16 protein-coding genes are annotated in these 13,047 nt (G+C 69.2%); 6 read left to right on the plus strand and 10 right to left on the minus strand.

The genetic code is table 11. The features are described 5' to 3' along the window. The first annotated feature begins 28 nt into the window (after positions 1-28). Genes G481_RS0114625 through merA form a run of 4 tightly spaced genes read left to right on the plus strand, consistent with a single transcriptional unit; the run spans position 29 to position 2,409 of the window. The gene (locus tag G481_RS0114625; RefSeq protein ID WP_035026227.1) at positions 29-418 is read left to right on the plus strand and encodes a mercuric transporter MerT family protein; all 390 of its coding nucleotides are present in this window, start codon (positions 29-31) and stop codon (positions 416-418) included. An 18-nt stretch (positions 419-436) separates the two neighbouring features. Further along, positions 437-742, plus strand: coding sequence for a heavy-metal-associated domain-containing protein (locus G481_RS0114630; protein ID WP_028030706.1), 306 nt, complete (start codon positions 437-439; stop codon positions 740-742). Between the two features lie 4 nt (positions 743-746). Beyond that, on the plus strand, positions 747-980 hold the full coding sequence (merF, locus tag G481_RS0114635) for a mercury resistance system transport protein MerF (protein ID WP_028030707.1): 234 nt from the start codon (positions 747-749) through the stop codon (positions 978-980). Positions 981-984: 4 nt separating this feature from the next. Beyond that, positions 985-2,409 (plus strand): mercury(II) reductase, encoded by a 1,425-nt coding sequence (gene merA / locus G481_RS0114640; RefSeq protein ID WP_245594973.1) that lies wholly within the window; start codon positions 985-987, stop codon positions 2,407-2,409. A gap of 50 nt (positions 2,410-2,459) precedes the next feature. On the opposite strand, the gene G481_RS0114645 is transcribed toward merA, so the two are convergent. The 8 genes from G481_RS0114645 to G481_RS0114680 all read right to left on the minus strand — a co-directional run bounded on the left by G481_RS0114645 (position 2,460) and on the right by G481_RS0114680 (position 10,189). Beyond that, positions 2,460-3,089: a DUF6441 family protein gene (locus G481_RS0114645; protein ID WP_028030709.1), complete on the minus strand. Its 630-nt coding sequence runs from the start codon at positions 3,087-3,089 to the stop codon at positions 2,460-2,462. Then, positions 3,086-3,397 (minus strand): head-tail joining protein, encoded by a 312-nt coding sequence (locus tag G481_RS0114650; RefSeq protein ID WP_028030710.1) that lies wholly within the window; start codon positions 3,395-3,397, stop codon positions 3,086-3,088. Before G481_RS0114650 ends, G481_RS0114645 begins: the two co-directional genes overlap by 4 nt. Then, on the minus strand, positions 3,397-3,732 hold the full coding sequence (locus G481_RS0114655; RefSeq protein ID WP_028030711.1) for a DUF2190 family protein: 336 nt from the start codon (positions 3,730-3,732) through the stop codon (positions 3,397-3,399). Before G481_RS0114655 ends, G481_RS0114650 begins: the two co-directional genes overlap by 1 nt. Before the next feature lie 75 nt (positions 3,733-3,807). Beyond that, positions 3,808-5,865: a prohead protease/major capsid protein fusion protein gene (locus G481_RS0114660; protein WP_028030712.1), complete on the minus strand. Its 2,058-nt coding sequence runs from the start codon at positions 5,863-5,865 to the stop codon at positions 3,808-3,810. Positions 5,866-5,870: 5 nt separating this feature from the next. Beyond that, on the minus strand, positions 5,871-7,427 hold the full coding sequence (locus tag G481_RS0114665) for a phage portal protein (RefSeq protein WP_028030713.1): 1,557 nt from the start codon (positions 7,425-7,427) through the stop codon (positions 5,871-5,873). Further along, on the minus strand, positions 7,427-7,636 hold the full coding sequence (locus tag G481_RS0114670; RefSeq protein WP_028030714.1) for a phage head-tail joining protein: 210 nt from the start codon (positions 7,634-7,636) through the stop codon (positions 7,427-7,429). Before G481_RS0114670 ends, G481_RS0114665 begins: the two co-directional genes overlap by 1 nt. 2 nt (positions 7,637-7,638) lie before the next feature. After that, positions 7,639-9,645, minus strand: a complete 2,007-nt coding sequence (locus tag G481_RS0114675) for a phage terminase large subunit family protein (protein WP_028030715.1) — start codon at positions 9,643-9,645, stop codon at positions 7,639-7,641. After that, positions 9,593-10,189 carry a hypothetical protein gene (locus G481_RS0114680; RefSeq protein ID WP_028030716.1) on the minus strand — a complete coding sequence of 199 codons (597 nt, stop codon included), beginning with the start codon at positions 10,187-10,189 and terminating at the stop codon, positions 9,593-9,595. The genes G481_RS0114675 and G481_RS0114680 overlap by 53 nt, the downstream gene beginning before the upstream one ends. Positions 10,190-10,300: 111 nt before the next feature. Between G481_RS0114680 and G481_RS0114685 the strand changes: the two genes are divergently transcribed. After that, a complete protein-coding gene (locus tag G481_RS0114685; protein ID WP_028030717.1) occupies positions 10,301-10,525 on the plus strand; it encodes a hypothetical protein in 225 nt (74 codons plus the stop codon). A 90-nt stretch (positions 10,526-10,615) separates the two neighbouring features. Further along, on the plus strand, positions 10,616-11,188 hold the full coding sequence (locus G481_RS0114690) for a DUF3489 domain-containing protein (RefSeq protein WP_028030718.1): 573 nt from the start codon (positions 10,616-10,618) through the stop codon (positions 11,186-11,188). A 53-nt stretch (positions 11,189-11,241) separates the two neighbouring features. On the opposite strand, the gene G481_RS0114695 is transcribed toward G481_RS0114690, so the two are convergent. Both G481_RS0114695 and G481_RS0114700 read right to left on the minus strand, forming a co-directional pair. Further along, positions 11,242-11,466, minus strand: a complete 225-nt coding sequence (locus tag G481_RS0114695) for a DUF7220 family protein (protein WP_028030719.1) — start codon at positions 11,464-11,466, stop codon at positions 11,242-11,244. Further along, positions 11,463-12,839: a site-specific DNA-methyltransferase gene (locus tag G481_RS0114700; RefSeq protein ID WP_028030720.1), complete on the minus strand. Its 1,377-nt coding sequence runs from the start codon at positions 12,837-12,839 to the stop codon at positions 11,463-11,465. The genes G481_RS0114695 and G481_RS0114700 overlap by 4 nt, the downstream gene beginning before the upstream one ends. Positions 12,840-13,047 lie beyond the last annotated feature (208 nt).

Below are 13,047 nucleotides of genomic sequence, written 5' to 3' on the forward strand. Positions count from 1 at the left end.
TCTCAATCACAGACGAGAGGTGCGCGACATGGCGCTGACGGACGACAGAACGGACACTTCAGCAGCGGATCGCCCGGCCCGAAGGGGCTGGCTCGCGGCGGGCGGGGTGTTCGGCGCCTTTCTCGCCTCTGCCTGCTGCGTCGGGCCGCTGGTGCTGCTGACCCTCGGCATCTCCGGCGCCTGGATCGGCAACCTGACGGCGCTGGAGCCTTACAAGCCGATCTTCGCGGTCATTGCGCTCGGCTTCATCGGGGCCGGCTTCCGGCACGTGTATTTTCGCAAGCCGACCGTCTGCGAACCCGGTTCCTACTGTGCGCGCCCATCCTCGGCGCGCATCACCAAGAGCGCGCTCTGGGCCTCCCTCATCCTCGTCGTCGCAGCACTCACCATCGACTGGTGGGCCCCGCTTCTCTACTGACCCCGAAAGGATATCCCCATGAAGAAGATCCTTGCACTTGTTCTGTTCGGCCTGACCGCCACAGCACCCATCACGGCCATCCCTGCTGCCGCGCAGGCCGTCGCCGCGGAGCAGACCGTCACCTTCGCGGTCGACAACATGACATGCGCGCTGTGTCCGATCACCGTGAAGCGCGCGATGGAGGGCGTCGCGGGCGTGCGCGCCGTCGAGATCGACTTCGAGGCGCGCACGGCCACGGTGATCTTCGACACCGCCGCGACGAGCGCCGACGCCATAGCGACCGCGTCGGCCAATGCAGGCTACCCGGCGCGCGTTTCGGGCTGACGGGATGACCGAGCAGACCGACCGCAAGCTGATCGCGACAGGGATCGTCGGCACCGTCATCGCGGCGCTCTGCTGCTTCACGCCGGTGCTCGTGGTGCTTCTGGGCGCCGTGGGCCTGTCGGCCTGGCTTGGCTGGCTCGACTATGTGCTGCTGCCCGCTCTCGCCTTCTTCGTCGTGCTGACCCTGTATGCGGTCTGGCGGCGGCAGCGGCGGCAGACCACTCGAACGGATGGATGACTCGATGAAAGACGATTGTTGCGCGCCCAAGGGCGATTTCGACCTTGCCGTGATCGGCGCCGGATCGGCCGGCTTCTCGGCCGCGATCACCGCCGCCGAGGGAGGCAAGCGCGTCGCGTTGATCGGCCATGGAACCATCGGCGGGACCTGCGTGAACGTGGGTTGCGTGCCCTCCAAGACGATGATCCGCGCGGCCGAAGCCGTGCACGGCGCGCAGGCGGCGTCCCGGTTCCCGGGCCTTCGCGGCGAGGCGCAGGTCGCCGACTGGGCAGCGCTGGTCGCGGCCAAGGATGATCTCGTCGCGACGCTGCGCCAGAAGAAGTACGCCGATCTGCTGCCGGGCTACGGCGGTGTGACCTATCTCGACGAGGGTCCGGCGCGTCTCGTCCCCGGCGGGGTCGAGGTCGGCGGGCGCAAGATCACGGCTCCCAAGGTGATCGTTGCCACGGGCGGCCGACCAGCCGTGCCCGACATCCCTGGGGTCCAGGACGCACCAACGCTCGACAGCACGTCGCTGCTGGAGCTGGACCGGTTGCCCGAAAGCCTGATCTTCCTCGGCGGCGGCTATATCGGCGTGGAGCTGGCGCAGATGATGGCGCGGATGGGCACTCGAGTCACCATCGTCTGCCGCTCGCGCCTGTTGCCGCGCTCCGAGCCGGAGGTGTCTGAAGCGCTCACCGAGGTCTTGCGCGCCGAGGGTGTCACGGTTCTTGACGGCGCAACCTATCACGCCGCGCGGCGCGACGGGAACCGTGCGGTGCTGACCGTGACGGTGGACGGCGCGGAGCGCGACCTGACGGCCGACCGCCTCGTCCCGACGACGGGACGCGCACCCAACACCGAGGGGCTGGGCCTCGCGGAGATGGGCGTCGAGACCGACGCGCGTGGCGCGATCCGGGTGGGCGACGACATGCAGACCACGAAGGCCGGCATCTTCGCGGCGGGCGATGTGACCGACCGCGACCAGTTCGTCTACATGGCCGCCTATGGCGCCAAGCTCGCGTCCCGCAACGCCGTTCTGGGCGGGGCGGAGCGCTACGACAACGCCGCGATGCCGTGGGTGGTGTTCACCGATCCGCAGGTCGCCGGCGTCGGGCTGACCGAGGCGCAGGCGCGCGCCGCGGGTCATGACGTCAAGACCAGTGTGCTGACGCTCGACAACGTGCCCCGCGCGCTCGCCGCCCGCGACACGCGCGGCCTGATCAAGCTCGTCGCGGACCGGGCGACCGACCGCCTGCTGGGCGGCGTGATCATGGCGCCGGAGGGCGCCGACAGTGTCCAGACGCTCGCCATGGCGCTCAAGTTCGGCATGACAACGAAGGCCTTGGGCGAGACGATCTTCCCCTATCTCACCACGGTCGAGGGGCTGAAGCTCGCCGCGCAGACCTTCGACAAGGATGTCGCGAAGCTGTCGTGCTGCGCGGGGTGAAGCGAGCCGTCGATCTCGTTGTTGCCGAGCGAGATTGCGCATCGATGCGATCACGACCTAGCCTCCACCCAGTTCGCGACGATCAGCCCCGGCACGCTGTCAAACGCCCGGTCTGCATCCCGCGCCAGATCCAGCCGCTTCGGCAGCTTGACCTGCGGCACCAACAGGAAGATCGGCGCGGTGACCTTGCCGCGTCCGGTTTTCGAGCGCGACACGACCGCCTGACCTTTCGTGTTCAGCCTTCCCTCAGCCACCAAGAGGCTCGGCCCGGTACGGCGATAGACGAAGCGCAGGCGCAGGCCGCGTCGCCGTTCCCATTCGCCGGGGGTGATGCGGCCGCCGCGGAGCGACTTGCCCGCGGCGGGCAGCGGGATCGCCAGCCAGAACCCGTCTTTGGAGCGGATCAGCGGCCCGGTGTCATGCGCGCCCACGATGACCGGAGCCTTGGACCAGACGAGAGCTGCCGCGTCCAGGCTCTCGCCCGACCTCGGGAAGTTCTGGCTCCGGATCGAGTTGGCCAGCCGTGTGCCGAGCCCCGCGCCGGTGATCTGCAGCCGCCACGCCGTCTTCAGCCCGGTTCCGGCCTCGCGCATGGCGGCGGTCACCGCGCGTTCGCCCGCCGCGACCTCCGCCGCCATCATCGCGACGACGTCTGGATCGATGTCGAGCTTCAGTTTCACGCGGGCCTCAGATCGACGGTCCAGACCAGCCGCTCGCGGTCGCGGACGGGCTCGCCCTGGATGAGGAAGGCCTCGCCGTCGATCTCGATCCTGTCACCGGGACGCGGGTTCGCCACCTCGGCCACGCGCAGGTCGATCCGGGTGGTTTCGGACCAGAGCCGCGCGTCGCCGAAGTCGCTGATCGCATCCGCGCGCCGGGCGACGGCACGCACCAGCATGGGCGTGCCGCCCTCGGCGATGTAGACCGCGTCCCGGCCGATGTTCGGATCGGCAAATAGCGCGCCGACGGCGGCGGCGAAGGCGCTCATCAGAACGTCGCGTTCAGGCGGACCCGGCCGATGGTGTCGCCCGCGCCGCTGGCCACGGCCTCGACGGCCACGCCGATGAGGGTGTTGTCGGTCGCGACCGTCGTGCAGCGCTTGTTGGTGTCGTCCCAATAGACCTTGGCGCCGACGGTCCAGGCCTGGGAGCCGACCTTGGTGATGTCGAAGATGCCGACTAGCGCCGTTTCGACGGGTTCGGCGAGGGCGGCGTCTCCGGCGGCGATGCCGAAGATGGAGCCGACGAGCAGGCCATCGCCGGAGGCGACGGCATAGGGCGCAGTCAGGGTGATGGTGTTGCCGGGTTGGACGTAGGTTTTCATGGGGAGGATCCTTGTGGAAAGACGAAGGGCGGCCCGATTGGACCGCCCCGTGTGTCGGGGTTCAGGAAGCGCGCCTTACGCGCCCGGGTTCTTGTAGAGGCCGCGCCAGTCGATGGCCTTGGCGCCGAAGTCGAGGCGGCACTTGATCTCGACGCCGTCGACGTCGAAGCCGTTGCGCGTCTCGATGTAGGCGCCCTGCTGGCCCTCGAGATAGGCGTACTCGATGGTGTCGATCTGGTTCGGGCTGGCCGCCAGATACCAGGCGGTCTCGCTGGCCGCGTCGAGCCGGGGCTCGCTGATCGGCGCGAGGGTGCGGATCGACTGCGGCACCACGCTGGACGTCGCAGCGGGCACCAGGTTCTGGGCGACCAGCTGCTCGGCCTTCAGTTCCAGCGACGCGGGCACGATCAGGAAGGCGGGGCGGACGTTCAGCACAGTCTTCTTGTCGAGGCCGGTCTGCTTGGCCATCGCGGCGCGCGCCGCACCGACGCTGCTGACATCCAGCGCCGCGCCGGTGCCTGCCAGGTTCTTGTGGGTGGTGTGGAAGAGCGCGTTGCCGTCGGCCATCGCCGGGTTGGCGGTGATGATCCCCCAGACGACGTCCGACTCCAGCTGGGCGATGGAGTTGCCGTACATCGCCGGGATCCGGGTAAAGGCGTCGAGATCGTCGTTGATCAGGGTCTGGCGGGTGATGGCGACCACCCGGCCATAGGTCTTGACCTTGTAGCTCTCCTTGCTCTCGCCCAGCGTGCCGCGCTTGAACTCGCCGCTCTCGCCGACCTCCAGCAGTTGCGGCGCCTCGCCGAGCTGCACCCGGTGCATCGCCTTGAAGTCCGTCGCCAGCACCTGGCGGCAGAACAGCATGAAGGTTCGCGGATAGGCCTCGTAGGCCTGCCGCAGGGTCTTGTTGGTGACCGCCGAGAGGATTTCGGGGAAGTCCGAGGTCGAGTGCAGCGCCCGCGTCGCCACCTCGTCGCGCGACAGGCCCCGCGTGTTGACCCCGGCATTGCCGAGGCTTTCCCGGGCCAGTTCCAGCAGGGTCATGCCGCGATACTGGCGCGCGGCGTCTTCCAACTGGAACAGCGTCGGGCTGTAGCGGTGCAGCAGCGCGTTCGCCACCGCGTCGCGGCGGGTGATGCGTTCGTCCCTGCCGCCGAGCGGGACGGAAACATGGGGGAAGGTCCGGGTCTCGTCCGACTTGGCGGCGACCTGGTCGAGGATCAGGCGGCGGGACTCGTCGACGCTGACGCCGCGCTTGACCAGATCCTCGGCGAAGCCGCGCTCGAGGTTCAGCCGCCCGGCCAGGTCGTAGATGGTGGAGACGCGGTCGCGCTCGGCCTCGCGGGCGCGGGTGGCGACAGCCTCAGTGTCGGGCGCAGGAGTGGTCTGCGTCTTCGGCTGGCTGCGCGTCTCGCTGGCGGCGACCTTCGGGTCGGGCGCAGCCGGTTTCGGCTCGGTCATGGTGGTGTCCTCGGTATCATTCGGCTCGGTCGGCTGGGTGGTGGCAAAGGTTGCGGCGTCGCTCGCCGGGGTCTGGGTCTTGTCCGTCATCGGGATCGGTCCTTTCGTAATTGAAGGGGCGTCCCGGCGGTGGAGGACGCAGTCGTGAAGGGGGTGCTGGGCGCGGAAGCCCGCGGCGGGATCGGCGCCGACCGCGACGGCGGAGACCTCGAACGGCGTCCAGTCGACCGCGCGCCAAAGCTCGCGCGCGGCCTCGGGTTTCGAGACCTCGAAGCGGTGGACCTGGTAGCCGATGGACACCGCGCGGATGTGCCCGGCTTGTATGTCGCGCCAGATCGGCTCGACATCGGCACGTTCGCTGATCCGCACCAGCGCGATGCCGCGGCCGTTCTCGATCCGCGCCGAGCCCGGCACGACCGAGCCGATCACTGCATCAAGCGTGTCGAGCTCGTGCACCTTCAGGAACGGCGCGCCCGCGTTCAGCCGGTCGAGACGGACATGGGCCGGGTCGAGACTGAGCTCCTCGTCATAGGGCTCGCCGAAGAAGGTCGCGCGGCGGACACGGGCCCCCGCCGACCAGACCACCTCGACGGTGCGGCTGTCGGCGTCGGCCGTGTTCGGCGCAAGCTCCGCCGACCGGCGCATGGCCGGCAGTTCGATCATCGTGTCCATGAAGGTCAGTCCTGTTGGTCGGCCTGCGCCGGGTCATTGTCCGCGTCGGCGGCCGGGTCTTCGGTGTCCGGTTCGTCGGCGGCGGGTTCGGTCGCCGGATCGTTGCTCTGCGCGCTGCCGGTCTTGGTGACGCGGCGCGGGTCGCTGTCGAGCACCAGCCCCAGCGCGTCGAGCTTGGCGTTGGTCGCGGCGATCTCGGCCAGCACGGCGTCGGGATTGCGGCCCTGTTTCGCGATCACCTCGGCCAGCGTCATGGTGCCCGAGCGGATCGACAGCAGGTTCGCCATCGCATCCTTCTGCGGATCGACCGCCTCGAACTTCGGCGGCGACCATTCGACCGGCACGGTCGGCGACGGGATTTGTCCTGCCGCCCATGCGGCCTCGGTGAACCAGCGCCAGACCGGCGCGCAGAACATCGGAATGAACAGCTGCCACTGCACCGCGTCGATCTGGCGGCGGAACTCGACGAGCCCCGCCCGGATCGAGGAATAGTTCACCTGGGACAGGTCCCCGGTGAGCAGCTCGTAGGGCACCCGGAACCCGGCCGAGATCGTGTGCAGGCTGGCGCGCTTGTATTCGCCATAGCCGCCTGTGGCCGAGGGCTGGTTGAAGCGGATGTCCTTGCCGCCGCGGGCATAGGCGATCAGCCCCGGCTCGAACTGCTCGACGCGGTTGCCGTCTGCGTCGACCACGGACGGGGCGATACCCTGTTGGGCCTCGTCGTCGCCGAAGACGATGGCGGTGACGCAGGCCTCGGTCTTCTTGCGGACCAGTTCGGCCACCTCGTAGTCGTCGAGATCGCGCAAGCTGCGAATTACCGGCGCGCCCCAGGGCACGCCGCGCGCCTGCGTGCGCTGCTTCTCATAGACATGGGCGATCTCGGTCGCGGGGACCGGGCGGCTCTGCAACCCGTTCTGCAAGACGCCATAGGCGTCGCCCGGATGTTCGGCATGGAGCCAGTAGGCCCGGCGCTTGCCGACCGGGTCGAACTCGATCCCCTGCACCAGCCGCCCCGCGCCGAGGGCGCCGGATTTCGTGGCGTCGAGGAAGTCGGCTTCCAGCACCTGCAACTGCAGCGGCACAGGCAGACCGTCCGAGGATCGCCGCAGGCGCCGGCGCACCAGCACCTCGCCCGCCTCGACCATCTCGCGGCAGATCAGCGTCTGCAGGCCGTAGAAGTCGAGCTGACCGTCGGCGTCGCACTCCGCCGTCCAGCGCTCGAACAGCGCGTCGACCTTGCGGTCGAGCTTGTCGTCGCCGCTGGCGGCGCGCGGCATGATGCCCGCGCCGATGATGTTGTTGACCAGCACTGCTACGGCCTTGGCCGCGTGCGGGTTGTTGCGCACCAGATCACGCATCCGGTCGCGCAGGAGCGCCCCGGCCACGCCGATCTCGGTGTCGGCCGAGGATCCCGGCGCGCGCCAGCCCTCCGTGCGCCGCCCGCGCGCGGCCCCGTCATACCCCCGCGTCAGCGTCTCGAACGCCTGCCGCGCCATCACGCGGCGCGCGGCCATGCGCGGCGCCACCGTGGCGATGGCGTGGTCGAACCAGGTCGCCGACATCAGCGGTCCCCGCGCGAGAAGCCAGCCAGCCCGGCCACGGGCAGCGGTCGCGTGGTCCCCGCGATGGCGCGCTCGATGGTCCGGATCCGGGCGAGCAGATCCTCGGCCGAGCCATAGTCGACGGATTTGCCATCGTAGCTGACCCGGGTCGTGCCGCTGGCATAGGCCCGGCGCAGCGCCGAGAGCTCGGTTTCCGTCCAGTCGGTCATGTTCAAAACCATCCTCCGCGCCGTCCGAGCCAGTCGGAGCGGCGCTTGCCCTGCGGGGCCTGTCCCGGCCGGTTGATCTGCCCGGCAGGATCGGTGTCGGTGGGGGCCGCCCCGAGCTGATCCTCGAGGTCGCGCCATTTCTCGTCGGGCCAGCGATCCGCGCCCGCGATCCAGGCGGCGGCGCGGGCATAGACCCGGCAATCCAGCGCCTCGTTGCGCTCGCGAAGCTTCTGCCATTCCAGGCGGGCAAAGCCGCGCTTCGTGCGCACCGTCACCAGTTGTTCGGCCACGAACTGCTTCAGCCATTCGTTCTCGACCCAATGCGGCAGGTGCACCGAGCCGGGCGGGAACGCCGCCCCGTCGGTCATGTCCTCCTCGGTCGGCCGCGCCAGCCGCAGGAAGCGGTAGGTCTCGGCCTTGAAGGTCGACACCGCCACGGTCCAGAGCCGGGCCCCGCGCCGCAGGCGTTTCCCGCCCTCGGTCGCGTCGACGAAAGTCGGACCCGACACCGGGCTCGAGCGATTGAACCCCTCGACACCCTTGACCGGCGACACCTGCGCGAACCCCTGCGCCCGCGACCAGGAATAGACCGCCGGGGCCTCGTAGCCCGTGTCGATGGCGAGCCGCGCAATGCGCAGATGCGCCCCGCGTTCATGCGGCCAGCTTCGGTCAAGCAGCGCGGTCAGCTCCGACCACGCGTCATGCCGGTCGGGCCCACCCTCGATCACGACGTGATCGACGAGCCAGCTTTCCAACCCGCGGCCCCAGGCCCAGACATCGACCTCGATCCGGTCCTTCTGGACGTCGGCCCCGGCGGTCAGGAACAACCCGCCCGCTGGCACCGTGCCGGACGTCCAGCGCTCGCGCCGGTCGTAGAGCCGCTGCCAGTCCGGGGCTTCCCCAGTCTCGACCCATGTCTCGCCGAGGATCGTGTTGCGGAAGGCCTTGATGGCCTCGTCCGACCCCTGTGCCGCGTCCCATGCCCGCACGATCCGCTCCCAGCTCAGCCAGCCGATCGGCGAATAGAGCGCCGAGAGGTGATACCCGACCGTGGTCGGATCGGCGGCCGTGGCGGTCGCCCGCCATTCGCCACCCTCCAGCATCGCCGTCTTGTGGTGTTCTGCGATGGGCGTCTCGCAGCCCTCGCAGTGATATTCCGCCGTCTCCGGGCGGCCCTTCTGCCAGCGCAGCCGGTCGAACTTCAGCCATTGTGCGTGGCCGCAATGTGGGCACGGCACGAAGAACCGGCGCTGGTCGGACGCCTCGTATTCACGCTCGATGCGCGACAGCCCTCGAATAGTGGGCGTCGAGACCAGGAACACCTTGCGCCGGTGGGCGAAGGTGAGAGACCGAGCCTCGGCCAGCGTGACCGGATCGCCTTCCTCGTCGGCCGAGGCGGGATAGGCGTCGACCTCGTCGAGGAAGATGTAGCGCGCCGGGGTGGACCGCAGCCCGACCGCCGAGTTCGCGCCGGTCATGATCAGGATGCCGCCCGCGAACTCCTTCGACAGCATCGTGTTGCCCGCGTCGCGCGAGCGCGCGGGCTTCACCCGCTCCCGCAGGTCCGGGCTCTCGTCGATCAGCGGGTCGATCCGCTGGCGCGAGTTGCGCTTGGCCAGCTCCACCGTCGGCTGGACCGCCAGCATCGGCCCCGGCGCCTGATGGATGGCGAAGCCGATCCAGTTGTTGCCCGCCTCGGTCGCGCCGACCTGCGCGGCCTTCATGAACACGATCCGCTGCGTGGGATCGCCGGGGCTCAGGCGGTCCATGATCTCGCGCATGTAGGGCGTGCGCACAGTGCGGTATCGCCCGGGCTCCGCCGAGGCGCGACCCGAGAGCATCCGGTGCCGGTCCGCCCATTCCGAGACGGTCAGGTCCGGGTCGGGCCGGAGCCCATTGCCCCAGGCGCGCAGGATCTCGCCCGCGCCGTCGAAGTCCGTCAGGCCATCGCCGTTCTCACCGGAAGTCGGGCCGGACCTCGGCGAGTTCGTCGAGGTGGGCGCGTACATGTTTCTCCAGCACCTTCTGCATCGCGGCTGGCTCCACGGTGATTTGCTGACCTGTCGCGTCGCTGCACGAGGCCGACAGCTCAGCCGCCATCAGCGCCGCCGCGCGCGCGGGCCAGGTCACCCATGCGTCCCGTTCCTCCCGCGCCAGCCGGAACACCAGCGCCAGCGCGCGGGCCCGCTCGATCAACTCCCCCTTCAGCTTCTGGAGCCGGATGCGCCGCTCCTGCGCCTTCAGCACCTCGTTCGCGGTCTTGGCCTGCAGGAAGGTCGTCCCGCCGCCGACGGCGGGGACTGCCAGCCCCTGTTCGCGCAGCGTGTCGCCGACAGCGGCCACCGCCGCCTCGGGGACAGGCTTCAGCTTCGGCGCTGGTGCCTTCCTCGTCTTCGACGGGTCCGTCGTCTCGGCCCGTCTGGCGTCGCTGGCGGCCGCGTTGATGCTGCCATCGGGATAGAGAACCAGCCGCTCGGCGGTCTTCGCCTTCTGGATCGCACCCCGTGACAGCCCGACATGGGCGGCGTACTGGCGCTCGCTCATGCCCTGCATCGACGGCTCCGATTATCATTATGAATCATGTGCTTATCGAGTTGATAAGCGTCGCGGACAGAGGGAACGTGTCCCCAGAAGGACGATGCAAGTCACCACGGAGCCACCCCGATGACCCGCCGCGCACAGGACAACACGAAAGCCCTCGACGCCTTCATTGCCGCGAAGACCGAGATCGACACGATGCTGGAGCGGCTCGCCGCCCTGAGCGCGGACCATTTCGAGACCAGCCCCGACGAGATCAATTGGGGCCATGTCGGCACCCTGAACCACTACCGCGCCAAGCTGCGCGAAATCACCGACATGGCCTTCAGCGAAGGCGAACACGCCGAGTAAGGCGACACGCTCCCGGTCCCGCCCGCCGACTGGCGGGCTCGACCTCGTAGAAGGGCCCGCATTCCGCGCGCCCCGATACGGGAGACGACGATGACCAAGCTTTCCGACACCCAAGCCATGATCCTGAGCGCCGCCACCCAGCGGCCCGAGCGCATTGCCCTGCCGCTGCCCGAGAGCCTGCGCGGCGGCGCCGCCGCCAAGGTGGTCTGCGCGCTGCTCGCCAAGGGCTTCCTGCAGGAGGTCGACGCCGACATGCGCAACGGCGAACCCGTCTGGCGCGAGACCGGCGACGGCCACGGCGTCACGCTGGTCGCCACCGACGCAGGCCTTGCCGCCATCGGCATCGAGACCGAGGACGCGAACACCGCGCCTGCGGGCGCGACGGACGCGCCGACCGAGGAGCCCGCGCCGGACACCCGCACCGAGACCGAGACCGCGCCCAAGACGCGCACGCCGCGCGAGGGCACCAAGCAGGCGACCCTGATCGCCATGCTGCGCGCGCCGGACGGCGCGACCATCGAGGAGATCATGGCCGCGACGGGCTGGCAGTCGCACACGGTGCGCGGCGCGATGGCCGGGGCGCTGAAGAAGAAGCTCGGGCTCGAGGTGACTTCGGAGAAGGTCGAGGATCGGGGGCGCGTGTACAAACTCCCCGCCGCCTGACGCAGCCGACCCCGACAGGTTGATGGCCGCCGTCCTACCGGGGCGGCGGTCGATCATTTGGCGCTTTGCATCCGGATCGTCTCGAACACCCGCCGCAGGGCGAAGGATCGTGCGATGCTCACCACGGTGAACACCGCGCCCATCTTCAGGTTCTCCGCCAGCGTCGTGTGCAGCCCGAAGACCGGGAAGATCAGGATCTGCGTGACGACGGCGACGCCGTAGCCGATGATGACGTTGGCGAGAGACTCGACCAGCGACATGAGGCGCGATTGCTTCATGCTGCAGTCTTTCGCTTTCGCGCGGGTTCGGGGATAGCGTCCGTGTCCGGCGCATCAACCGGGAGTTGAGCGTCGTTGCCCAGCCGCTCGGTCCTCACTTGCGCGAAGGTCCGGCCATCGCCGTCGAGGATGGCGTCGCGGCCGGTCTCGGCCTGCCAGCGCTCGACGGCGACATCGACGTAAGCCGGGCTGATCTCCATCGCGAAGACGCGGCGGCCGTTGGCCTCGCCCGCCATGATCTGCGAGCCGGAGCCGGAGAAGGGCTCGTAGCAGATCCCGCCGCGCGCCACATGCTGGCGCATCGGGATACCGAAGGCGTCGAGCGGCTTCGGCGTCGGGTGGTCGGGCCGCTCGTCCTTCGCGAAGGACGGCATCTCCCAGGTCGAGGGCAACGTCTGCTCGGCGACCTTCGGCGGGCGGTTCGGGCGGCGCCAGCCCATGAAGCAGGGCTCGTGCTTCCACAAGTAGTGGGACCGGGTGAGGACGCCGCGGTCCTTCACCCAGATGATCTGCTGATGGACGAAAGCGCCCGCCTTCTCCCAGCAGGCCTCGAGCATCGCCTGGCGGCGAGAGGCGTGCCAGCAGTACCAGGCGGCATCCTCGGCGATGGCCTCGGCCACGGCGGCGGCGATGAACCCGTCGTAAAGCTCCGCGCCCTGAGAACTGTCGTCCCAGGTCGTGCCATAGGACGCCGACCAATCCTTGTTCCGGGTCGGGTGGTTCGAGCCGTCGTAGTCGACGAGATACGGCGGATCGGTCGCGAACAGGATCGCACGCTCGCCGTTCATCAGGCGGCGCACGTCGGCCGCGCTGGTGCTGTCTCCGCAGAGCAGCCGGTGATCGCCAAGGACCCAGAGATCGCCCGTGCGCGACGCCGGATTGCGCGGCGGCTCGGGAATGGTAACCGGCGGCACGGAGCCTCCGGCGCCACCTTCTTCACCGTCCCCCTCCGGCACGAAAGCCAGCAGTTTGTCCAACTCGCCATCCGAGAAACCGACCAGCGACAGGTCGAAGTCCTCTGCCAGCAGGTCGTTCAGCTCCGCCGACAGCAGCGCTTCGTCCCAGGTGCCGAGTTCGGTCAGCTTGTTGTCGGCAATCCGGTAGGCACGCCGCTGCGCCTCGGTCAGGTGCCCGAGCACGATCACCGGCGCTTCCGTCAGACCGAGCTGCGTGGCAGCCAGCACCCGGCCATGGCCCGCGATCAACTCGCCGTCCTCGCCCACGAGGCAGGGAACCGTCCAGCCGAACTCGGCCATGCTGGCGGCGATCTTCGCGACCTGGTCTGCGCCATGCGCCTTTGCGTTCTTCGCATAGGGCTGCAAGCGCGACAGCGGCCAGGTCTCGATCGCATCCGGGGCGAAGCTCAGCGTCATGGTGGGCAAGGTTCCTCGGTCGGGTGGATGCCGATGGCTTCCGGAATCCGGATGCCGCACCGGACTCCATGCGGGGTCCAGCGGCCACCAGCGGTGTCCGATCGGAAAAGCTTATGTTCATTGGTGTTTGCGCGGGGCGCAGGGGGGCCGGCTTCCGGGTGGCTTCCCAAAAATCAGGCCCTGTCGCTGGCGATGTGCCGCGCTTCGC

The organism is Gemmobacter nectariphilus DSM 15620, assembly GCF_000429765.1.
In the GTDB taxonomy this organism is placed as follows: Bacteria; Pseudomonadota; Alphaproteobacteria; order Rhodobacterales; family Rhodobacteraceae; genus Wagnerdoeblera; species Wagnerdoeblera nectariphila.